Genomic DNA, 22,204 nt, shown 5'->3' with positions numbered 1-22,204 from the left:
TATTCAGTAAAAACGACACGAATCGTAAAAATAAAAACCATTATCAAAAAGCCGCCGCGCCTGTAGATGCCACTGCCTGATCCTGTTCTACAGCACCACCGGAGACACCAATGGCGCCAACGATTTTTCCCGAGCTGTCTTTGATCACCACACCGCCGGGAAAAGATACCAGTCCACCATTGGTCTCTTCGATATTATAAAGCGGTCCGCCCGGTTGCGATAATTTGCCCACCTCTCCGGAGTTCATATCGAAAAGACGGGCAGTCCTCGCTTTCTTGATGGCAATATCGGCAGAGCCTAAGAACGCATTATCCATTCGGATGAACAGCTTCATATTGGCCCCTTCGTCTACGATAGCGATGTTCATGGCAACGCCAATAGCGATGGCTTTTTCCCTGGCAGCCTCGGCAATTTGCTGCGCTTGAAGAAGAGTAATACTCATGGTAAAAAGTATAGAATGATTAAAACGTCTGAATCGTTGTCCTTAAGATGATCTCATTGATATCCACATCGGCTGGTTGCTCGATGGCAAAAGCAATGGCCCGTGCAATGGTGTCGGCAGGAATGGCCTGCTTATAAAACTCGGTGATATCCTGAGCACTTGCTGTGTGCGCTGTGCTGAACTTTAATTCACTATCCACAGCGCCGGGTTCTATTACAGTAGTACGGATATGCGGCTTCACTTCCTGCCGCAAGCCTTCACTGATGGCGCGCACAGCATACTTGGTGCCACTATACACGGTGCCGCCGGGGCTGAATACTTTAACACCGGCAACAGAACCTACATTGATAATGTGACCCGATTGCTGCTGCTGGAAAATAGGCAACGCAGCAGCAATGCCATACAGCACCCCTTTGATGTTGATGTCGATCATACTGTCCCATTCGTCTGTTCTTACTTCCGACATAGGAGCGATGGGCATGATGCCGGCGTTGTTGATCATAACGTCGATGCGCCCATAAGTAGCAACAGCTTTGTCAACCAATGCCTGTACCTCTTTTTTCTTCGTTACGTCCGTAACTTGGTAAATAGCTTTTCCTCCGGCTGTGGTGATAGAAGAAACGATTGCCTGTAGGTTATCTGCACGCCTGGCGCCCAACACAAGCAGCCCGCCCCTTGCTGCGAGATACTTGGCTGTAGCTGCTCCCAAACCACTGCTGGCGCCGGTAATAACGATCACCTTGTTGTTGATTAAATTTTCCATTGCATCATTTTTAGTCACCTCAAAGCTCAAATGAATACGCTGATATTTAAAATCATAAATATAAGAGCAGCTATTACTCAGCTTATTTGTGTGCGCTTGCATTACTCGTGAACTTTGTATACAACAACAAACACTTTTTATACGTAGAATATGCTCGTCAAAAAAACACTTTCCCTGCGATCGATATATGAATTCACTGGCTATCATCTGTGGTGGCTGGCAGGTTGGATGGCTTTGGTCACTTCCATCTATTATTTCACAGGTTGGAAGTTGATGACATTTCCCTGGCTGCCCCTTTCATTGATAGGCACAGCCGTAGCATTTTATGTAGGCTTTAAGAACAGCCATGCCTACGACAGATTGTGGGGAGCTATACAGATATGGAGCTCGATCACCAAAAACAGCAGGCAGTTGGCTACGATGGTCAGGAATTACCGGTCAGACGAAGCCCCCGCAGATGATGCTACAGCCATCAGGAGACAAATGATTTTCCGCCACATCGCATACCTCTACCAACTGCGCGAACAGTTGTTGGAGCCTATGCAATGGGAACATGTGAGCATAGAAAGATCATGGATAACAGGGCGCTGCAATCACCGAAGACGCGCTAAGATCAATAACCTGTATAAGACAGAGTTGGAGGAGGTGGCCAACAATAACTACCTCTCTGCAGAGGAACGCATCAGTTTGCAGGCATACCGCAACAAAGCGGCGCAGATACTGGACATCCAGGCACAAGTGATCCAACGGCTCTATGAAAGCAAAATCATCAATATGATCCAGCAAATAGAGATCCAGGGAGCTATCAATCGTATTAATGATGATCAGGCAAACGTTGAGCGGATAAAACAGATACCATTCCCGCGCAAATACGCCAGCTTCAGCTTTGTGTTCGTTTGCATCTTCGTTTTCCTCCTGCCATTTGGTATCATAGGTGAGTTTAGTAAGATAGGCGGTGCAGGCATTTGGTTGAGCATTCCGGTCGGCGCCATCGTTGGTTGGATATACGTAGCCATGGAAATGATTGGCGACTATTCAGAAAATCCATTCGAAGGATTGTTCAATGATGCACCGATGCTTTCCATGTGCAGAGCTATAGAGATCGATATGCTCCAGACGATCGGCGAAAAAAACATCCCCAGGCCCATACAGCCGAAAGGGCAGGTACTACTTTGATTTTAATAACAAATTTAAATACCAGCATTATGAGTATTGTCTCCATCAATCCCGCCAATGGCAAACAGCTCAATACCTACGACACGCTGAGCATGGATGAAGTAAGAGAAAAAATAGAACAGACGCAGCAAGCCTGGATGAATTGGAAAAAGTCTGATCATCAAACACGCAGTAAACTACTGGTGAATATGGCCGGCGTTTTAAGAAAGCGCAAACAGGAGCTGGCTACCCTTATGGCCAACGAAATGGGTAAGCCTGTTACACAAGGCATTGCAGAAGTGGAGAAATGCGCAGACTGCTGCGATTACTATGCCGCAAATGGAGCAGCACATCTGGCAGATCGGCCGATAGAGACCGAAGCTGCTAAGAGCTATGCCACCTTCCAGCCGCTGGGAGTGGTGCTTGCAGTGATGCCTTGGAACTTCCCGCTGTGGCAGGTATTCCGTTTCCTCGCGCCTGCACTGGCCGCCGGCAATTGCGGTGTACTCAAACATGCATCCAACGTACCCGGTTGCGCATTGGTCATTGAAGAGGTAGTAAGAGGAGCCGGCTTTCCGCCAAATGTGTTTCAAACATTATTGATAGGAAGCAGTATGGTGAGCAAAGTCATAGAACATCCCCACATCAAAGCAGTCACAATAACGGGCAGTAACAAAGCTGGAATAGAAGTAGCGACGAAGGCAGGTTCAGTTCTTAAGAAAGTCGTATTGGAGTTAGGGGGAAGCGATGCCTACGTGATTCTACCCGATGCAGACCTTGAATTGGCAGTAGAGGCATGTGTGAATAGCCGGCTGATCAACAGCGGGCAAAGCTGTATAGCAGCCAAAAGGTTTGTTGTGGTAGAATCCGTGGCACCGCAGTTCACAAAAGTATACCTAAGCAAGATGCAGGCGAAGACGATGGGCGATCCACTTGTACAATCTACGGATGTGGGACCACAGGCACGCAAAGACCTGCGGGATGAATTACATGCCCAGGTATTGAAGTCCATTGAGAAAGGAGCCACCTGTATATTGGGCGGAACAGTAACACCGGGAGATCATGCATACTACCCACCCACCATACTCACCAACGTAAAACCAGGCATGCCAGCTTATGATGAAGAACTGTTTGGGCCAGTTGCCGCCATTATAGTGGCAAAAGATGAAGCCGATGCCCTGCGTATTGCAAATGATAGTGAATTTGGATTAGGGTCAGCTGTCTTCACGAGCGATGTGGAAAAAGGAGAACACATAGCAAGATATGAATTGGAAGCAGGTTCCAGCTATGTAAATGCCAGGGTAATGTCGGATCCACGTCTGCCATTCGGCGGCACCAAACATTCAGGGTACGGTCGTGAACTGAGCTCCTTTGGTATCCTCGAATTCGTCAACATCAAAACCATATACATCAAATAATTCTGAGAGTATCTATTACTTAGGTTATTTGTTCTGGCACATTCTTCTCGTCAATTTTGATTGTCATACCAACACCAATTAATCACCTTAAATTTTTTAGTATGAAAAAGAAGATCCTCTTTATGGTCTCCAGTGCCGGTATCATCGGTCCCAAAAAACGCAAGACGGGCAACCTGCTCACTGAAGTAGCCCATCCCTACGAGATCTTTAAAAAAGAAGGGTACGACATCGACGTATACAGCGTAAAAGGCGGCGACGCGCCAATCGATATGGTCGAACTGGAAGATCCGATCAATATCCAATTTCTCAAAGGTGATGGACCGGGGAAGATGAAAAACTCCAAACCCATCGAAGAGGTGTCGGTAGATCAGTACGACGCCGTTTTTGTGCCAGGTGGGTTAGGCCCCGTTGTCGACATGCCGGAAAATCAGACTGTTCAAAAGATTCTCGCTGCCATGTATGAAAAAGGAAAAGTGGTGAGTGCGGTTTGCCATGGACCTGTATGCCTCATAAATGTTAAGTTGAAAGACGGTACATACCTGGTCGACGGCAAGAAAGTAACAGGCTTCAGCATTACCGAAGAATTTGACTATGCGAGAGAAGACGTCTCCTTTGAGCTGGAAAACGCTTTAACCGCACATGGAGCAATCTATAGCTCCACAACTAATTGGCAGCCTTACACCATCACCGATGGCAGATTGGTGACCGGTCAAAATCCGGCTTCAGCCAGTGGAGTAGCCCAAAGAGTCATCACCATTTTAGCGGCTGAAGCGTAACAGATTTCCTCACTTCGTCATTTCAAAGAGAACCCGCCCTCCTGTCATTTCAAACGGAGCTCACCCTTCTTTGTCATTTCGAAAGGAGCTTCCCATTTTTTGTCATTTCGAACGAAGCGATAGCGTAGTGAGAAATCTGCTTGCGAAGCAAAAGGCCGGTAGCTCACAACTCGAAGCAAACGGAGGTTTCTAACAACAATAATTTAAAGATCATGAAAGTAAACATATTAACATACATCGCGGCGGCAATAATGATAAGCCTTTCAGCTATTTCATTTACAAGCGCTCCGCAACAAACCATAACATCTATGCAAAAAGATAAACCGACAATCGTACTCGTTCACGGCGCTTTTGCCGATGGTTCTTCCTGGAACAAAGTAATCCCCATCTTGCAGAAAAAAGGATACCAGACGATCGCCGTGCAAAACCCACTTACTTCTCTCGACGACGATGTGAAATTTACAGAACGGGCCTTTAACGAAGTAGAGGGCGACATAATATTGGTAGGGCATTCCTGGGGAGGCGTGGTCATTACTCAGGCGGGCAATAATGATAAAGTAAAAGCACTGGTCTACGTTGCCGCATTCGCGCCCGACGAAGGACAAAGCATTGAAAGCATTAACAAAGATGCATTCGAAGTTAGAAAAATACCCAATACGCCGGGATTGGCAAATCCGATCATTACCGATGGATTTATCCGGATGAGAGAAGAAGACGTCATCAACCATTTCGCACAGGACCTTCCAAAAGAAGAAGCCAAACTAATCGCCGCAGGGCAGGGGCGCTTTCACACAAGCACCCTCACAGCTAAAGTGTCCAACCCGGCATGGAAAAACAAACCAAGCTATTTTATAGTATCCGATAATGACCACATCATTTCTCCGGTAATAGAAGCCGAGATGGCAAAGAATATTAAAGCCATTACTTACCATCTTCCCACAAGCCATGTGGCCATGCTGGCAAAACCGGAAATAGTAGCCGAAGTGATCCTTCGCGCAGCAGCAGAAAAATCAGAAGGAAAATAAAAAAGAAAGTTCATGGGGCCCCTGTAAAGGGTGAGGAGTTGTCGGTATGGGGAGGACGGAAGGTAACTACTTACCCCGTCCTCCATCCCTTTAGATGCAAAGCCTCTCTAAGCAAAGGGAATTGCCCGCTCTGCGAGGCTTGTAGCCTCGCAGCCTTATTCCAGGGCCTGTGGCCCTATCGAAGCAAAGGGGAATTGCCCGGCCCTTTAGGGCCGGGTTACAAGATCAAACATTATCTTGGGCTTTAGCCCAAAAAATACAAACACCATGTCAACGCCTATTCACGTATTTGCCCGCTGGAAAGTCAAAGAAGGCAACATGCCAGTTGTTTTAGAACTACTAAAAGTCGTAAAAACAAGGACCCGACTCGAAAAAGGCAACCTGTTCTATAAGATACACCAAAGCCTGGCAGACGCCAATACCTTGATCCTCTTCGAAGGGTACGAAGACGAAGCAGCACAGAAAGAACACATGAATGCAGAACATTTTAAGAAAGTAGTGGTAGAACAGATCGTTCCTTTATTGGCAGAAAGAGAAGTAACTTTGACCACACCTATATGATGCCGCCTGCCCGACGGATATTACTTATTGTACTATTACTGATGCTGCAATATGTAGTCTATGCACAGAAACGTACACCCACTGCTGCCTGGTGGTTTCCGGGCGTGAGTTGGCATGCGTCGAAAAATGTCCGGCTGCAGGCACAGTTGGGATACAATCACTACCTGAGGATGGGCATCCTTTATCCCCAGGTCTTCATCACGGTTCATAAAAACATCATACTGAACCCCGCTTATATTTATGCACTGCAAAAAAGAGACGATGCTCCTACAGTACAGGAACATTGGCTGTTTAACGCGATCATATTCCAGGTGGCACGTAAGCAATTACTGATAGACGATAGGAATATGCTTTGGAACAGGTTTACAGTGGATGCGCCCGCCCGGCATTATTACCGCAACCGCCTGCGGGTGGCGCAATCCTTCAAAGCCTGGGGAACCACCACCAGGCTATATGCATACGATGAGATCTTTTACCTGTTCAACGATAAAAAGCTGTCAAGGAATCGTGTCGCCTTGGGTGTCAGCAGTGAGCTTACTTCGCATACCTATGTAGACGTAACCTATATCCGCCAGTGGGACAGATACGCCGGCCACCTCAACCTGTTTTTCATTACCGGTACCTGGCAGTTGTAGCAACGTTACAGCGGAGCAAATTGAATAAGATGATGATAGCCCTTCTCAAAAGGAGGTTCTTTGATGGAAGTTTGCAGGAATTTCATTATCGGCTCAAGCGCAGGATCTTTCAAATGATATTGGAAAGTGTCCCAACTGCGGAATTGCTTGTACACGATGAATTTCGTTTTATGATCAACTACCTGACTAAATTGAAATGCCAGTACCCCTGGCTCGTGTTGCAGCGTAGCCATCACTTCATGGTTGAGCGATCTGAAAAGAGCTTCTGTACCATTCTTCACGTCTACCAGTAGCATCACGGTTATTGCATGGTGGTCAGGTTCTTTGGAAAGCATTTCCAGGTCATTCATAAAAATGACCTCTACCGGAGAGGCTAGCTCGGCTTTTGTTAAGGCGCCGATCTTTTTTGCTGTGGCGCTTTCCTGGTTATTTTTATAATAAGCATGGTTTTGCCATCGTTCGATCGTCCATAAGATGCAGGCATCCCCTTGCTCATAATACGCAGACGCCATGATGTTCCCGGGTGACCCCAATGAATCAATAATATACCCACTCAAAATGGCAAGGAATTTATCCTGAAAGGAAGCTTTTACATGATATTGCGTTAAAACAGCAGTAATAGAACTATGGGAGGGTAACCTCCATGGTAGGCGGATCTTCATGTTGACAGATATTTAGCAAGACAACCGGTTGCTCTCGCAAATTTGATAAGAAGCGAGGCAACCCAAAAATAAGCTGACTGATAGCTCCTCAAATTATTCTGATAGGTCCCCAAAGGAGCCTTGTGTTGCAGATTTTCGCTAACTTAAGCGCCTTATGGTCAGGGCAACTGCTGCTTATATACTATTGGGCCTGTTGATGCCCCTCGTCGGGCTATCGCAATCTCCTGCATCTTCCAATATTCCCACCTATTCATTCTATCCACCCCAACAGGACAAAGCATCTTGGCAAAGACTCTATATGTTGCAGGGCGCCACTTTTGTGGTGGTCGCCAAGGAAGGACAAGTCGATCTGGACAGTTGTACGATGGCCGCCAGCCGCTCCAGGGGATTAAGCCGGTTTTCGCTGTTGGCGGAAGGCATCGACGATCCGGGCTTGTTGGAACAATCGAAATGGATCGATGAGCAGGCGCCTGCAAAAGGCATTCGTTTGCTGTCACAAGCCACTGGTGTAAAACATGTACAGCAATTGCTGTTGCTGGGAGCGTATTATGCTTTTCAACCTGATAATTATAACAGGTATAGGGATAGCGTCGAATATTTTCTGACCAAAGCAATCGATGAAAGCAGATCATTGAAGGAAAATAAATTGAGCAGGCTGGCGCTTTGCCTCCTCGTAAAGTTATATGCCCGGGGCAATGACGATAAAGCCAATACAGTATGCCAAACGTTGATCGCGCAATGCAGGCAGGCGGGAGACAAAGAAACCGAAGCGAGGGCATTGGCCTGGAGAAGCAAGTACACGCCGCCCATGGCCACCACGTTGGAAAGAAAGATCAATGATGCACAGCAGGCTGCGTTGCTCTTCGACAGCGTGGGCAACGTAGAAGGTGAGATCGATGCATTGGTTGATCTCGGTTATTTGCAAATGATTATCGGGCAGATACAGCCAGCCTACGAAAACCACCTGAAGGCGCTCAGGTTGGCTGACACAATTCGTTTTCCTTACACCCAGTATATTACCCAGGCCCTCATTACAGTCACCCTTTTTCAGGGCAAATATGGCGAACCCTTGCGGTATGCATATCAAACAGTCAGGGTTGCCGAAGACACCCGCGATAGCCTTGCCTGGGGCTACCTGTATACCAACCTGGCCCATTTGTATTCGTGGGAGGGCAGGTCCAAAGAGAGCTTCGAATGGGCAAAAAGATCCGTCAATCGGTTCGTGGCAGAACGCAATACATCGGTATACCGTATGTTGGATCAGGTGGTGCTCTACATGGGTGATCAGGGACGCGCGCAGGAAGCGCTGGATCTTGCACTCGATATCTATAGCAAGGTAGGCATGCCCACTACTTTTTCAGATCAATTCGCCTGTCACTATGTGTTTTCCGACTGTTATATAAATCTCCGGTTGTTCGACAAGGCCGAATGGCATATCAAAAAACTGGATGAGCTGGAAACCCAGGCCGAGGCCATCAGGGGGGCGATGAGGAGGTCTGAGGTAGATGGCCAATATGCCTATTTTTATATGGCGCAGAAACAGTATAGAAAAGCGAGAGATTATTATAATAGACGATTCGCTGCTCCTGGAATTATGGACAACCAGTTGGCTGGTGTCCTCGAGACATACCGCCAGATGATCATTATAGATTCTGCGCTGGGGGACCATACCGCCTCAATAGCACATTATAAAAAATATATCCAATTGCGCGATTCCGGTTTTCAGGTAGCTAAAATAAGACAGGCAGAAGAACTTCAGGTAATCTACCAAATGCACGAGAAGGAGAACAAGATCACCTCCTTGACCCAGCAGGCAGCATTGGAAAAAGCCAACTCGGACAAAGCAGCCGTGGTAAGGAATTTGACAATAGCGGGCATTGTTGCCGTACTGATCATCGCGGCTTTACTATACCGGCAGAGCCGGTTAAGGAAGATGAATAATAAAGTGATCACCGGAAAGAACGAACAGCTGCAACAATTAGTGGCCGATAAAGAATGGCTGTTGAAGGAGGTACACCATCGTGTTAAGAACAACCTCCAGATCATCATGAGCCTGCTCGATTCGCAGTCGGAATATATTGATAATGATGCTGCCCTTGCTGCTATCGAAGATAATTTGCGGAGGGTGCATGCCATGGCGCTGATACACCAAAAATTGTATCAGTCCGACGATATTGCCACCATCTCCATGCCCGAGTATATCCATGAGTTGGTACGCTACGCCCACGATAGCTTTGATACCGGTGAGCAGATAAAATTTGAACAGGCTGTCGGGTCCCTGGACCTCGATGTATCACAGGCCATCCCCATGGGGCTCATCATCAATGAATGCATTGTCAATGCCATCAAATATGCATTTCCCAATGGGCGGAAGGGTATCGTACGCATCAGCTTTTGCCAGGAAGGGGCACACCATTTAGTGCTCAATATTTCCGATAATGGCGCCGGCCTGCCGGCAGGATTCAATATAAAGGGACATACTTCTCTGGGGTTCGATCTGATGCAGGGACTCGCTAAGCAATTGAATGGCACCTTTCATGTGGAGAACAATAACGGCTTTCACATTACAATAAGGTTTCCCATGCTTAGTAACTATCTTTCCCACAAACCTTTGGTCAACTCTTAAGTAACTTCGTGCTATGAAGAAAAAAGTGCTGATTGTGGAAGATGAATTTATTGTAGCCAATAACCTGCGGCAGGTATTGCAGCGCTTTGGCTATGAGGTAAGCGGTATTGCAGCCACCGCCGATGAAGCAGATGAACTCCTCCAAAAAAATAAACCGGATATGGCCCTGTTGGACATCCGGTTGCCGGGAGAGCGTTCCGGTATCGACATTGCCAGGAAATTAAAAGCAGAGAACATTGCCTTCATCTATTTGTCGGCCAATTCAAACCAAAAAGTACTGGAAGAAGCAAAGACCACAGAGCCATATGGTTTTCTGGTGAAGCCATTCAGGAAAAAAGACCTGATGGTCATGTTGGATATTGCATGGTATCGCCATATGCACTACCTCGAAACGAAACACAACCAGGAAAGCCTTTTACAACAGCAAATAACGGCCATAAGCCAGGAAAATACAGATAGTCGGCAACTGCTGCTGGAGATGACCAGGGTGATACAACCTTACCTGCCATTCGATCTCATCACGTCCGGGCTCAGGCCGCTCAATACAGCCCAATTCAACGACAAAGCCTATTTGCGCATCGGGTTCGATGAATACCAGTTTATCGGTGAAAAAGAACTGCTGACAATTACAAATATCAGGCGAACGGCCCTGCCTGTAATCCTTGCCAATAGCAATACGGATATCAATACCACCATCTACAATAATGAAACAACCAGCGAAAAATCAAATATTCCGTCACTGCAAAAAACATTGATCGAAACATTTCAGATACGATCATACCTGGTCTTCCCTGTAGTCCTAAGCAATGGACTTTCATTTCACTATTTTTTTTACAGCCGTCAGCAAAACACCTACACCAGTAACCACATTGCCTTATTAAACCGTTTAAAGGGATGCCTGACAGCGGCAGCTGAAAAAATGATCTACGGAGAAGGTGCGGCCGCTGCAGCGCCGGTACCGGAGGCGGCGCCCCGGAAGCTGCAGGGAGCAACGGATAGTCCCCCGGAATTCAGGAACATCATTGGCAACCACCCGCTGCTGTTGGCAGCGTTGGACCTTACCGCACAGGTTGCACCTTACAATACATCAGTGTTGATATTGGGAGAAAGCGGCACCGGTAAAGAAAAACTGGCGCAATCCATTCACTTATTGTCACCCAGGAAGAACGGGCCTTTTGTAAAAATAAATTGCGCGGCCATTCCTCCAACACTCATAGAGTCGGAATTGTTTGGCCATGAAAAAGGAGCCTTTACGGGCGCCACGGAAAAAAGAAAAGGTAAGTTTGAGCAGGCCGACGGAGGAACTGTTTTTTTAGATGAGATCGGTGAGCTGCCATTGGATATGCAGGTGAAAATGTTGCGCTTTCTGCAGGAAAAAGAAATACAATATGTAGGAGGTAGTTCAACACTTAAAGTAGATGTGCGTGTGGTCGCTGCCACCAACCGCAACCTCGAAAAAGAAGTAGCCGCAGGAAACTTCCGGCTCGATCTCTACTATCGCCTCAATGTTTTCCCCATTACTTTACCGGCCTTGCGTGAACGTAGAAGTGATATAGATGGATTGGTAACTTACTTTGCGGAGAAGTTCTGCCGGGAATTCAATAAACCCTTCACGGGTATTGCCATTGCCATGATGGATGAAATGATGGCCTATGATTGGCCGGGTAACATTCGTGAGCTGGAAAATATTCTGGAGCAGTCTGCTATTCTCAACGATGGAAAGTCGAGATTGGAATTGAAACGGAGCCTTGGCGGCAAAGCTACCGGATACGCCACCAGGGAGGCTAAAACCCTCGAAGATGTAAAACGCATCCACGAAGAAACAGAAAAGGAATACATCATTGCCATGCTCAAGAAAACCGAAGGCCGTATCCGTGGTGCGAATGGAGCAGCTGAACTATTAAAAATTAAGCCTACCACCCTCGAATCGAAAATGGCCAAACTCCACATCAGGCGCGAAGACTTTATCAATACCGCCGGAACCCAGTAGCCTGCTCCGAAAAATCGGAGCCCCGAAGCAATCAACTCCGATCTTTCGGAGTAGGGTGTTGTGTTTTTTGCAGCCGCTCCTCATGACCATATGAGCGAACTGCTTACGTCTCAAATTATTATGCATGACGATTTCATTGTTTGATCATTCAACAGCAAATGGCACCTAAATCGCTTGATGAGGATCATCAAAACGAATGCATATGTTGAACCTCGAATGGTTTAGGACCTTTAAGGCCATTTATGAGACAGGCAACCTGTCTTCAGCAGCACAGGTGCTCTTTATTTCCCAGCCAGGCGTTAGCCTTCACCTCAACTCGCTCGAAACCTATACAGGATACCGGCTGTTCGAACGCGAAACCAGAAAGATGATACCAACCGACAGAGGCATCATCCTCTACAATTGCATCATAGATTCTATGAATAAACTGGTAGAAGCAGAGCAATCCTTCTGCAGGAACTCCAAAGCAGAGAAGCCTACCGTCAGCATAGGAATGGGCTTTGAAGCCTTTGAGCACACCCTCGAAGAACACATTGCACAATTACCCTTCAACCTCATCCTGAGATTTGGGGAACATCCCCAGATGCTGCACGACCTCGATTCAGGAGCACTCGACCTCGTCGTCACATCGCAGAAAGGAAAGCAGCCCAATGTGGAATACACGCCCTTTACCAAAGAACGGATCGTACTGATCTGTGGCAGTGATACCAATACGGCGCCCTTTGATAAATGGGTCACAGACAATGATCGCACAGCCCTGAAGCAATGGCTTAAAGAACAGGTATGGTACACGACGGCCGCAGACATGGAGCACCTGAAGAATTTCTGGGTCACCAATTTCGAATGCCTGCCCGATTTTAAACCCAACTATGTGGTGCCCAATTTCAGTTCCATCCTGCGTTGTTTGCGCAATGGCAAAGGATTTGCCGTCATGCCTGATTTCCTGTGCAAAAAAGAGATCGCACAAAACACCGTCAGGCTCGCCTGGGAAGGAAGCCCCCATCTCGAGAATATGATTCATTTTGGCAAACGCAAAAAGTCGATCTACGCCAAAGAGATCCGGCAGTTGGAACAACTATTGACGAAGAACTGGCTTTGATATAACCGTTAAATTTCATGGGTATGGCTTCCTATAATTACAGGCAACAGGCATTTTTCAATATACAGCGGCTGAAAGAAGTAGCCGAAGCAGGCGCTGAAGATAGCTGCGGCGAAATAACCGAAATATTCCTCGTGATGAATGGCGCAGTAGCATTGGAAAGCAGGAGAGAGAACGTACTGCTCACCGGCAACAACCTGTATTTTACGGGTCGCGATGAGTACAACAATACAGCGATCAAAAAAGACACTGAAGGATATATTATACGCTTTAGCAAGACCTTGTTGTACTATGGCGACCAGGAATTCTATTGCTCCCACTTTGCCACCTTCCACACGTGGGTACTCAAAGGCGCAGTGGTAGAAGTGGCCCCTTCATTTTGGGAAGAAGGTAAAAAGCTGTGCGAGATGATATACCAGGAACTCGAAAGCAACAGCGAATACAAGATGCAGGTCTTAAGTGGCATGCTGGGTATACTGCTGCTACACTTGATGCGAAAGTCCAACGCCGGCGTAGGCAATGCCGGTAATGGCAGCAGGAATGTATTGGTACATCGATTCAATGCACTCATAGAACAAAAGTTCAGGACCAATAAGAAAGTATCCGAGTATGCAAACATGCTGTTGGTAACCCCCAACTATTTAAACGAGATCATTAAGCAGGTCACGGGCAAGTCTGCCGGCTTTCACATCAGGCAAAGAGTAGCCCTCGAAGCCATCCGCCAAGTCAAACTAACGGGAGCCAGTATGAAAGAAGTTGCCTGGCAACTGGGCTTCAACGACAATGCTCATTTCAGCAAATTCTTCAAGAAAGTGGCTGGCAGAAATTTTTCCGATATCGCTAAATGATAAACTACCCGCCAGCCACATAGTATACAACTATTTTTTATTGAATGCGTCGAAATTAGCCGGTTTGAATTTATCGAAACCATCAGTCCTGGCTGGCGATAACTGAAGCTGTTGGGCAGCAGTTTTTACACCACCCTTGGGCACATCGATGCCGGCTGTCCATACAATAGCGTTCAATACAAACCGTAGATAATTTTCATTCAGCAACGCAGCATGATAATCCATACCACCCCATAAAAGACCACGGGCATTGCCTTTTTCATAAGCCGATGCAATACCATTGGGTGCAATAACCCCCTGGTTCGTTTGAGGTGATTCGCCCGATAAAAGGTCCGTTCTGTAAGGATCACCTGGTTTCACCACTAAGTTGGAAAAGATTTCATCCTTATACATCCAGGGTTTCACACCACTTAAAACAGGGTGCTTTTGAGCGGCTGGTAGGGGAGTCACCGTCCAGTAACCTAAAGGATTCCGGGTGTAGCCGGATAGCGCCACTTGGCCAAACCACTTTAAGTAATGCGCCTGCACCGATGGAGCAGCGCCATCCGTGGCAATGCCCCAATGGATGATCATGATACCCATGCCCGCCTCCTGCAAACTATCTATCCTATTGAAATAAGCCAGCGTGTCCTTGCCATATTCTTTTTGACCAGGCGGCAGCGGTGGCAAAAGTGGATGCGTGCGTTTGGCGGAGCTGGTCACAGAACTACATTCAACAACAATAGCAGCCGCATCCTTCATATCATCCACACTGATGCCGTCCCTTTCATAAAGGAACTTCGTTTTTATTTTTATCCCTTTGATATTAGTAGCACTATCGATACAGCGCTGCAACACCAATAGATCGCGGCGCGTTTCATGCCGGCCGCTACCTTCACCACCAACATGGTCTTTAGGCCCCGCAAGAAAATAGATCACCTTCTCCTTTTCCTGAGCCAGCGAAGATGTACTCAGGCTGGCAACAAGGAGCAGCGATACAGCAAATTTGATCATGATGATATAAGTTAATGTTAGTTACTTTTTTTCGGAAGCGCAAAGATGAGGTAGCCTCTGGGCACATCTTCTTCTTTGAGATTTTTGTCGCGCAGCGGGCCACAGGAAACGACCACCAGATATTGACGGCCATCTTTTTCAAACATAGCAGGCACACCGTTAGGATTGTCACGTTGTAGATCATACACCCACAACTTGTTACCACTGTCCGCATCATAACAATACAAATGACCGTCACGGCTGGTGGCAAACAACAGCCCCGAAGCCGTTACGACCATGCCTTTGCCCGACGAACCTCCCGGATAACCCAGCCCATCGATACCCACTTTGGGATCGGTGCCATGGCCGATAGTCCATTTTAAAATGCCCTGGTTAAGGTCGTAACACGCTATGCCACACCAGGGCGGTGTAAGCAGGTTGGCAACGCTGATGCCGTTACCCTTCACTTCGGCATACGCTGCCCGCGGGCCGGTATAGCCGGCAGGATAATCTTTCATACCGGCAGTATAGTCCGTAGGTTTTATCGGTGCAGGACCATCAGCCACAACAGGACCGCTAACAGGGATCGGCGCAATATTCACATTGCTGCCACGCGTAGGAGGCGCCAGAAATGAATAAATAGCCGATATGGTAGCCTCATCCAGGTGCGGTTGCGCAGGCATGCGGCCCTTTCCTTGTGACACCAGCAGCTTAAACTCATTCGCGTTCACACGGCTGCCCAGGTTCAGTAGCGAAGGACCATTACCAGGCACACCGGCCTGGTCCGCGCCATGACAAGCCTGGCAACTGATCGCATAGTAATTCTTGCCCGCTGCTGCTTGCGCAGCCCGCGCGGCCATGCCATTACCACGTGCCGTATGATCTACTTTCTTTAATTGGTACACACAAGGCTCGTTGGAAAACAGTACATATACGATTCCCTTATCAGGGTTGGAAGCTGTATTCTCAAAATTGGCTCCGCCGAAAGCCCCCGGTATACTCACCGTCTCATATTGATCCGAAAGCGGTTGAAAAGGCGCTGACTTGGCAGCCGCCAAACGCTTGCCCCACGTTGCTTTTTCTTCCGGGGTAAAGTAAGGGTTGAGGTCAGATAGCAAAGCCACATGTTTGGTAAAAGGAGGAATAACCGTTGGTATGGGTTGTGTTGGCCATGCTTTCTCATTGGGCATATCACTGGCCGGTACGGGTGTTTCTACAATGGGCCAGATGGGTTTGCCGGTTTCGCGATCGAGCACATACAGATAGATCTCTTTGCCGGTAGCAGGATCGAGCGCCACCAGCGAATTGTTTTTGGCAAGCACATACATGATGCCATCCACAATAATCGGATTGAATTTATAATATTCTTTGTCGCCCGAAGCATACACATGATCAAGCTGCAGTTGCCCGATATTCTGTTTGTTGATCTGTGTAAGATCAACAAACTTCGATTGATCAGGCCCGCCACCATAGTCACTCCATTCGGTATGCGGCTTTTTCTTCGCAGGCCGCGGATCGATGATCGCGGCAGCAGAAACAATGCACGCAACCCCGGCTATAATGATAACCGCAATTTTACTGTTCATTGTTGTTTTACTTGTTTTTGGGTGAATCGATATCTGACCCGTATATCTTGCCTGCCTGCGCGTTGTTTTCACTAAACCCGGAGATGTAATAGTTATTCGTTAGCTCCATGGAAATATTGGCGGCATGCAGCTTCGCATACACATTATCACCGGTAGCTTCCCCGGCCATTTTCTGTGCGAAATAAGAAGAATACACATGCGCTTTGCCACCTCTGGTATCTATACCCGGAGCGCCGGAACGCTGGAAATTCGCCTGCTGAAAACGTACCGTACCATTATTGATAATAGCCCCGATGGTAGGGCTGCCCCAGAAGGCAGTATTATACAAAGTAAGCCGCGCATCAGGGTGCACCTTGGTGGTATTAGCCTCTCGGCCCATCAGCACATACGACCTCACAGGCTCCGCTGTGCGCGTACAAACCAGCTCGGAGTTGATCGCGATTATTTTGGTGTTTTGGTCGGCGTCCTCTACAAATAAAGAAAACGAACAGCCATCCGATCCATGACCTACCACCGTCATTTCGCCGGGATATTTCCCGGTGATGGCATCCTTCAGGAAATGCAAACCATAAAAAGATCCATACACGAAGTTGTTGAAGATCGTCTGGTTTTTAATGTCGGCGAATTTAAGCGCACTGCAATTCGATTGCAGGAAACGCGACAAACCTACATTCGGATAACCCTGGCCACCTTGTGGAAGGCGTGATCCGTAATGCGGATTAAGCTGCATATTCCGGATAAAGCCACCCTTGGCGCCGCCGCCAACCCAAATGCCGGCCCTGGCCAGCACACCGCCAAAATAGTCTACATAATGTCCGCTGCTGTTATACGAAGCAAGGTCCAGACCTTTATCACCGATTGATGTCACATTCACAATGTATACATTGGGGCCTTGTCCTTGCACCAGGAACGGCGTCTTCCTCGGGTTCGCAGCGCTGAAACCATCACTGGCTATGTTAAGCTGCGCAATAGTTACACCCCGGATGCCCGCGCCTTCCGCCAACTGTATCAGCGAAGCTCCTTTTTCTCCGGCCTGGCCACCGTCATAAGTGGTGAATATCCCGGCGCCGCCATTCTGCGTATGATGCTGCACATCCCACGTTCCCCGCAGTTCAACACCCGATGGAACTTTGATGGGACTGTTCACCAGGTATCTTCCACCCGGCAGGTACAGCGTTCCGCCGCCGGCAGCCTTCAGGTCGTTAAGCGCTTGTTGCAACAGAGCCGATACATCCGTGGTTGGTTGTTCATTATTAAAGCCGGTTGCCCGCGGCAGATCGGCTTTCAACACCTTGCCCGAAGTGGGGCGCGGGTGCACTTTGATATCCGTTACTACATTTTTAGGAATGGGAGTAAAAGCATAAGCTGTGCCATTGTTGATCGTTACTTTGGCAGATAGGCTGTTATTGCTAATGGCCAGTTTACCTTGGTAGCCTGAGTTCACCGATTTGATGGTATTCACGTCTGGTCCCAACACCACATGACCGGTAGGTTTTTTAAAGGTAGTCTGGCTGAGCAGCACATTGCCCTTGTTTATTTTGAGCGCATAATCGTCATAGTTGCTGAACGTACAGTTTTCAAACGATACAACCCCGTCACTGCCATCACTAACCACAGGTCCGGTAAAATCCACACCGTTGAACTGCACGGAAGTTTTAAAATCATTATAGAAGTATACAGCCTTGCCACCCTTGGCTGCTCCGAAGGTGGAGTTGGAGATCAGCAAACCATAAGGGTTCACAGCCTGCACATAGATGCCGGTATCGCAATTGGTGATATGGATTTCGTAAAACTGTGCATTGGGCGTATCGAAGAAACCCGGTTCCCTGCCCACCCACATGCCGGTCTTATAATCCGATACATACAGGTTGGAAACATATTCCCAATCCGAACGGTGCATATTGAACCCGGTGCCATGCGCTTTGGTATACGCGGCCACCTTCGCAAGAGTAGGGGAGCCCGGCAGCTCGGAATTGGCCCAATACTTCGGGTCTACTTTTACATTCTCGATGCGCCCTATATCTGTACAAATATGCACTTCGATGCCGGTATGAAGCGCAGTGATATAGCTGTTCAAAACATAATGCAGTTCACTGGGAGCAGAATAAAAACCATTGTAAGAGTTTACAAGCGTTACATGCTCCATAGTAGCGCAATCACCATTGGGCTGATACAACGTCCAGGGATAAGGCTTCACATCGTTGATGTCCTGTTCGGGATACCAGATAGACAGGTTGGTAACGCCGGTGCCCGGATTCATATTGATAAACCGGTCGGCGATGCTGGTATGCGTAGTGCGGAGAGCATTGGCAGCCTGCGCGTCGTTCCACCAGCTTTCAACAATGCCGTCATAATTAGGCGCGTTTTTACCAACACGCACTTCCAGGATGGTACCCAGCACCTTGCCCTGGTGTAAGGCAGGATCGGCCCAGTCGCCGCGCAGCTGCACGCTTGGTGGCAGGTTTAGCACATATTGATATTCGAAGTCTTTCGTTACTTCCTCAGTACCCTTGCGCACCCGCACACTTTTGGTGCCGGTTTGCGTACTGCGAAACTCATAATTGCCGGCCGGAACGTATACCACACCACCGCCATTGTTATAAGCAGCATCGACGGCAGCCTGGAAAGCCGCCCTGTTGTCGAAACCCGGTTTGGCTTTGGCGCCAAACTTTGGGTCAGTTACCACAAAGTCCGAGATAACCCAATCCTTCGTGGGATAAATAGTTTTGATACCTGGTTGGATCGTTGCCTGTCTGTTTGCCCCTGCCTGTGCAATAGCAGTGTTGGTAATAAACGTTACCATAATGGCCATCATAGACACGCTGAAATTTACCCTGTTCATAGTTATACGATTTAAACTGGTCCGCTATACGGTCGATAAAAGCAATAAAAGGGAGAAAGGGTGCCCCATAAACAGGGGACACCCTTTTATGTTACTTACAATGTCAATGCTTAAAACTTACGGTACTTTAACCTCTTTGATCTCTGAATAATTATACTTTCTGAAAGCGTCATTCACGTTAGCGCCTACACGTACATTATAAGTGTAACCCGACTTTACCGGCAAGGGCCCGATGGTATACAACTTGCTCGTCTCAACATCCCCGTTCTCAGCGATCCACGATTTATTGATCTGGATTCTCTTACTGTTATATTCATTGATGTTGATATAGTTCGACTCGCCAACAAATTCAGTGAGACTTAAGTAAGGTTTCACCTCTACGAGGTTGGGAAGTCCCGTACGCCTGGGAGCCTTCAACCGGCAGGTGATCGTAAGGTTTGTGCCCGATACGGAAGTCGTGAGGTCCACCACCTGCAAATAAGGAGTCACAGTGAAGTCCTGCTGCTTCTCGCCACTGAATGCTACATTTTTCGCTGTATCCGTTACGGGCCAGAAAGGACCGCCATACGGCAACATATCGTACGTGCCTGCAAACTGCTTGTTGTTGTTATAAGTCCCATCCTGTTTCACAGGCAGGTCCCTGGGCTGGGCAACAGATTCCTTCCACGACCTTTCCCAGTAACGGATCGACCAGTCGGCCTGAGAAGACAACAGCGGTTTTTGCGTGTAAAAATCAATGACATTACCGTAGATCCGCGCAGTAGGCTCGTCCCAGTTGTCCTTCTTATAACAGGATGAAAGCGCCAGGAGCGTCATCCCCAAAACGATATAAGTTATCTGCTTCATAATGTTAATACTGATTAATTAATACAGAGGATTATTAGGCAAAAGCTTGCTGTTCTTGCCGATTTCACCGCCAGGGATAGGTTCATAAAAACAAGTCTTGCTGGCGGTCCATGTTCTGTTAAGCCGGTTCGCCTCATCCAGGTAAATGTATTTTCCTTCGTTGGCAACATAATAAGCACAAAGCATCCTCGGACGGAACTGGTTCAACACCTGGTCGGCAACCCGCCACCGGCGAAGATCCCACCACCAATGATTCTCTCCGTACAACTCACGTGCACGTTCATCGCGGATAAATTGCAGAGACCTTTCGATCTGGTACGGATAATTTGCTTTGTTGATAGTGCCAATGTTAGTAGTTGACGCATCGATAGCAGGGTTGGTTACCTTACAGCCAGCACGGTCGCGAAGCTTTTCGATATACACGAACGCCTCATCCCTTTTGCCCAATTCATAAAGCGCCTCAGCGATATTCAGGTACACCTCACCCAGGCGAAATGCGATCCAGGGCGTACCGCTGTTCCATAACCTTACTTCAGCAGTCGGCATATTGGGATTGATATACTTGCGCACGAAGGCAGAGCCAAAGCAATTATTCTCTCCACCCTGGTCATCGAAATTCCCATGAGCCCCTGTAATATTCAGGGTAACACCGTTGATCGAAGTAGTCCAGCCCCTGCCACCTAAGATCCGGTTGCCACCACTGTTGATAGGAGCATTATTACTGCCAGCTTGTGCATCGGCGGCTGTGCCGGTATATGTCCGGTAAATACCCTTTTGAAGACTGAACGCTTTAGTCCTTAAGATATCACCATCAAAATACATGGTGCCCTTCATACGAGGCTCCATATCGGTCTTGATATCACTCCTGCTGTTAAACCTCACCGGCGTGCCATCGGGATTCACATAAGCTGTTATGTCATACAACTCCATAAAATCCAGCGAAGGAAAACTTTCAGCGCCTACGTCTACAGACATATCCGGCGCAGGACTCATCAGCGCATCATAGTTGTGTTGCAAACGTGTATTGCGCGGAGCGGTCAGGTCGAAGTCTTTAACAAAGATGTTCTCCGTTGAGCTGGCATCTAAAAAAATGTTGGCAAAGTTTAAAGCCTTATCAGGATAATTCTTCGTGTACAACTGATAAGGACCGGTCTCCACCAACTTGCCCGCATCCACCGCATATTGGAAAAATTCATTCGCTTTGCTCGGATCGATACCGGCCAAACCAGCCGTGTAAGCCTTCTCCGCACCATAATTTAAATACGTAGTATACTTGGCAATAGAACCTGCATACAACATCGTGCGCGACATCAGCGCAGCAGCTACATACTTATTCGCACGTCCAAACTCACTGCTGGTCGGCAAATTGTCCATCGCAAATTTGAGATCGGTATAAATAAACTTCCACGTGTCATACTCTGTATTGCGCGGAATTTGCAGCGAGTCCAAAGGTGCAAACGGGTTTTGCACAGTGGTTACGATAGGAACACCACCATAACGCTTGGCCAGTCCAAAATAAAAGTAAGCACGCAGGAAAGAAGCTTCAGCCAGCAAAGCATTATACGCCGTAGTCGAAAAATTAGACTGATAAGTAGGATAATCCCGGAAAAAAATGTTCAGGTCGCGGATGCGGTCATAAGGCCAGTAACCAAAGCCGCCATTGTTAACCCCTGCCCACGTATTGAAGAACTCTCCACTGGCATTACCCAGGCTGAACTTGCCCGCTTCCCAGTGCCCGTCCGGGCGGTAAGCATTATTACTGTTCGTACCATAATAATTGAAATCCTCGATCGGTAGATAGTTATAGATCGCGGTAAAGTATTTCTTTACCCCAAACTCGGTACCGAAAAGCTCAGGTTGACCCAATATGCCTTTCGGCTGCAGGTCCAGCTTTTGACAAGCAGAAAAGACCATTGACAAAAGCACCAGGTACATTAAAATAGATCGTTTCATAATAT

General features: G+C 47.7%; 18 protein-coding genes. 10 read left to right on the top strand and 8 right to left on the bottom strand.

The window, feature by feature from the left end; genetic code table 11:
* Positions 1 to 43: 43 nt before the first annotated feature.
* Together AC5JBY_RS20560 and AC5JBY_RS20555 are read right to left on the bottom strand one after the other, a co-directional pair.
* Positions 44 to 442 carry a GlcG/HbpS family heme-binding protein gene (locus AC5JBY_RS20560; protein WP_495906529.1) on the bottom strand — a complete coding sequence of 133 codons (399 nt, stop codon included), beginning with the start codon at positions 440 to 442 and terminating at the stop codon, positions 44 to 46.
* A gap of 19 nt (positions 443 to 461) precedes the next feature.
* Positions 462 to 1,205, bottom strand: coding sequence for an SDR family oxidoreductase (locus tag AC5JBY_RS20555; RefSeq protein WP_495906528.1), 744 nt, complete (start codon positions 1,203 to 1,205; stop codon positions 462 to 464).
* Positions 1,206 to 1,355: 150 nt separating this feature from the next.
* Between AC5JBY_RS20555 and AC5JBY_RS20550 the strand changes: the two genes are divergently transcribed.
* The 6 genes from AC5JBY_RS20550 to AC5JBY_RS20525 all read left to right on the top strand — a co-directional run bounded on the left by AC5JBY_RS20550 (position 1,356) and on the right by AC5JBY_RS20525 (position 6,775).
* Entirely contained in the window at positions 1,356 to 2,381 is a 1,026-nt protein-coding gene (locus AC5JBY_RS20550; protein ID WP_495906527.1) for a bestrophin family protein, read from the top strand.
* 29 nt (positions 2,382 to 2,410) lie between these two features.
* Entirely contained in the window at positions 2,411 to 3,778 is a 1,368-nt protein-coding gene (locus tag AC5JBY_RS20545) for an NAD-dependent succinate-semialdehyde dehydrogenase (protein ID WP_495906526.1), read from the top strand.
* Between the two features lie 101 nt (positions 3,779 to 3,879).
* A complete protein-coding gene (locus AC5JBY_RS20540; RefSeq protein WP_495906525.1) occupies positions 3,880 to 4,554 on the top strand; it encodes a type 1 glutamine amidotransferase domain-containing protein in 675 nt (224 codons plus the stop codon).
* A gap of 308 nt (positions 4,555 to 4,862) precedes the next feature.
* On the top strand, positions 4,863 to 5,579 hold the full coding sequence (locus AC5JBY_RS20535) for an alpha/beta fold hydrolase (protein WP_495906524.1): 717 nt from the start codon (positions 4,863 to 4,865) through the stop codon (positions 5,577 to 5,579).
* A gap of 267 nt (positions 5,580 to 5,846) precedes the next feature.
* Positions 5,847 to 6,140, top strand: coding sequence for a putative quinol monooxygenase (locus AC5JBY_RS20530; protein WP_495906523.1), 294 nt, complete (start codon positions 5,847 to 5,849; stop codon positions 6,138 to 6,140).
* Positions 6,137 to 6,775, top strand: coding sequence for a DUF2490 domain-containing protein (locus tag AC5JBY_RS20525; RefSeq protein WP_495906522.1), 639 nt, complete (start codon positions 6,137 to 6,139; stop codon positions 6,773 to 6,775). Before AC5JBY_RS20530 ends, AC5JBY_RS20525 begins: the two co-directional genes overlap by 4 nt.
* Before the next feature lie 5 nt (positions 6,776 to 6,780).
* Here the strand turns inward: AC5JBY_RS20525 and AC5JBY_RS20520 are convergent, their stop codons facing one another.
* The gene (locus tag AC5JBY_RS20520) at positions 6,781 to 7,437 is read right to left on the bottom strand and encodes a putative quinol monooxygenase (RefSeq protein ID WP_495906521.1); all 657 of its coding nucleotides are present in this window, start codon (positions 7,435 to 7,437) and stop codon (positions 6,781 to 6,783) included.
* 154 nt (positions 7,438 to 7,591) lie between these two features.
* Between AC5JBY_RS20520 and AC5JBY_RS20515 the strand changes: the two genes are divergently transcribed.
* From AC5JBY_RS20515 to AC5JBY_RS20500, 4 genes are all read left to right on the top strand, one after another.
* Entirely contained in the window at positions 7,592 to 10,063 is a 2,472-nt protein-coding gene (locus AC5JBY_RS20515; RefSeq protein ID WP_495906520.1) for a histidine kinase dimerization/phosphoacceptor domain -containing protein, read from the top strand.
* A 13-nt stretch (positions 10,064 to 10,076) separates the two neighbouring features.
* A complete protein-coding gene (locus tag AC5JBY_RS20510; RefSeq protein WP_495906519.1) occupies positions 10,077 to 12,053 on the top strand; it encodes a sigma 54-interacting transcriptional regulator in 1,977 nt (658 codons plus the stop codon).
* Positions 12,054 to 12,255: 202 nt separating this feature from the next.
* Positions 12,256 to 13,152, top strand: a complete 897-nt coding sequence (locus AC5JBY_RS20505; protein WP_495906518.1) for a LysR family transcriptional regulator — start codon at positions 12,256 to 12,258, stop codon at positions 13,150 to 13,152.
* A gap of 23 nt (positions 13,153 to 13,175) precedes the next feature.
* Positions 13,176 to 14,000: a helix-turn-helix domain-containing protein gene (locus tag AC5JBY_RS20500; protein ID WP_495906517.1), complete on the top strand. Its 825-nt coding sequence runs from the start codon at positions 13,176 to 13,178 to the stop codon at positions 13,998 to 14,000.
* Positions 14,001 to 14,030: 30 nt separating this feature from the next.
* On the opposite strand, the gene AC5JBY_RS20495 is transcribed toward AC5JBY_RS20500, so the two are convergent.
* The 5 genes from AC5JBY_RS20495 to AC5JBY_RS20475 form a co-directional block, all read right to left on the bottom strand.
* The gene (locus tag AC5JBY_RS20495; protein ID WP_495906516.1) at positions 14,031 to 14,993 is read right to left on the bottom strand and encodes a hypothetical protein; all 963 of its coding nucleotides are present in this window, start codon (positions 14,991 to 14,993) and stop codon (positions 14,031 to 14,033) included.
* A 17-nt stretch (positions 14,994 to 15,010) separates the two neighbouring features.
* A complete protein-coding gene (locus AC5JBY_RS20490) occupies positions 15,011 to 16,558 on the bottom strand; it encodes a c-type cytochrome (RefSeq protein WP_495906515.1) in 1,548 nt (515 codons plus the stop codon).
* Positions 16,559 to 16,565: 7 nt separating this feature from the next.
* Positions 16,566 to 19,400 carry a glycosyl hydrolase family 28-related protein gene (locus AC5JBY_RS20485; RefSeq protein ID WP_495906514.1) on the bottom strand — a complete coding sequence of 945 codons (2,835 nt, stop codon included), beginning with the start codon at positions 19,398 to 19,400 and terminating at the stop codon, positions 16,566 to 16,568.
* 117 nt (positions 19,401 to 19,517) lie between these two features.
* Positions 19,518 to 20,246, bottom strand: a complete 729-nt coding sequence (locus tag AC5JBY_RS20480) for a DUF3823 domain-containing protein (protein ID WP_495906513.1) — start codon at positions 20,244 to 20,246, stop codon at positions 19,518 to 19,520.
* 18 nt (positions 20,247 to 20,264) lie between these two features.
* Complete coding sequence (locus AC5JBY_RS20475) at positions 20,265 to 22,199, bottom strand: RagB/SusD family nutrient uptake outer membrane protein (RefSeq protein ID WP_495906512.1); 1,935 nt, start codon at positions 22,197 to 22,199, stop codon at positions 20,265 to 20,267.
* Positions 22,200 to 22,204: the final 5 nt, after the last annotated feature.

The sequence above is a fragment of the Paraflavitalea sp. genome (genome assembly GCF_059502485.1).
This window is presented reverse-complemented; position numbering and strand designations above follow the sequence as displayed.

What these genes read in the sequence shown, in the direction of transcription:
- AC5JBY_RS20490 (WP_495906515.1), bottom strand. Translation starts at nt 16,558, where the DNA reads ATGAACAGTAAAATTGCGGTTATCATTATAGCCGGGGTTGCGTGCATT.
- AC5JBY_RS20555 (WP_495906528.1), bottom strand. Translation starts at nt 1,205, where the DNA reads ATGGAAAATTTAATCAACAACAAGGTGATCGTTATTACCGGCGCCAGC.
- AC5JBY_RS20485 (WP_495906514.1), bottom strand. Translation starts at nt 19,400, where the DNA reads ATGAACAGGGTAAATTTCAGCGTGTCTATGATGGCCATTATGGTAACG.
- AC5JBY_RS20540 (WP_495906525.1), top strand. Translation starts at nt 3,880, where the DNA reads ATGAAAAAGAAGATCCTCTTTATGGTCTCCAGTGCCGGTATCATCGGT.
- AC5JBY_RS20480 (WP_495906513.1), bottom strand. Translation starts at nt 20,246, where the DNA reads ATGAAGCAGATAACTTATATCGTTTTGGGGATGACGCTCCTGGCGCTT.
- AC5JBY_RS20535 (WP_495906524.1), top strand. Translation starts at nt 4,863, where the DNA reads ATGCAAAAAGATAAACCGACAATCGTACTCGTTCACGGCGCTTTTGCC.
- AC5JBY_RS20530 (WP_495906523.1), top strand. Translation starts at nt 5,847, where the DNA reads ATGTCAACGCCTATTCACGTATTTGCCCGCTGGAAAGTCAAAGAAGGC.
- AC5JBY_RS20500 (WP_495906517.1), top strand. Translation starts at nt 13,176, where the DNA reads ATGGCTTCCTATAATTACAGGCAACAGGCATTTTTCAATATACAGCGG.
- AC5JBY_RS20520 (WP_495906521.1), bottom strand. Translation starts at nt 7,437, where the DNA reads ATGAAGATCCGCCTACCATGGAGGTTACCCTCCCATAGTTCTATTACT.
- AC5JBY_RS20510 (WP_495906519.1), top strand. Translation starts at nt 10,077, where the DNA reads ATGAAGAAAAAAGTGCTGATTGTGGAAGATGAATTTATTGTAGCCAAT.
- AC5JBY_RS20475 (WP_495906512.1), bottom strand. Translation starts at nt 22,199, where the DNA reads ATGAAACGATCTATTTTAATGTACCTGGTGCTTTTGTCAATGGTCTTT.
- AC5JBY_RS20505 (WP_495906518.1), top strand. Translation starts at nt 12,256, where the DNA reads ATGTTGAACCTCGAATGGTTTAGGACCTTTAAGGCCATTTATGAGACA.
- AC5JBY_RS20515 (WP_495906520.1), top strand. Translation starts at nt 7,592, where the DNA reads ATGGTCAGGGCAACTGCTGCTTATATACTATTGGGCCTGTTGATGCCC.
- AC5JBY_RS20495 (WP_495906516.1), bottom strand. Translation starts at nt 14,993, where the DNA reads ATGATCAAATTTGCTGTATCGCTGCTCCTTGTTGCCAGCCTGAGTACA.
- AC5JBY_RS20560 (WP_495906529.1), bottom strand. Translation starts at nt 442, where the DNA reads ATGAGTATTACTCTTCTTCAAGCGCAGCAAATTGCCGAGGCTGCCAGG.
- AC5JBY_RS20545 (WP_495906526.1), top strand. Translation starts at nt 2,411, where the DNA reads ATGAGTATTGTCTCCATCAATCCCGCCAATGGCAAACAGCTCAATACC.
- AC5JBY_RS20525 (WP_495906522.1), top strand. Translation starts at nt 6,137, where the DNA reads ATGATGCCGCCTGCCCGACGGATATTACTTATTGTACTATTACTGATG.
- AC5JBY_RS20550 (WP_495906527.1), top strand. Translation starts at nt 1,356, where the DNA reads ATGCTCGTCAAAAAAACACTTTCCCTGCGATCGATATATGAATTCACT.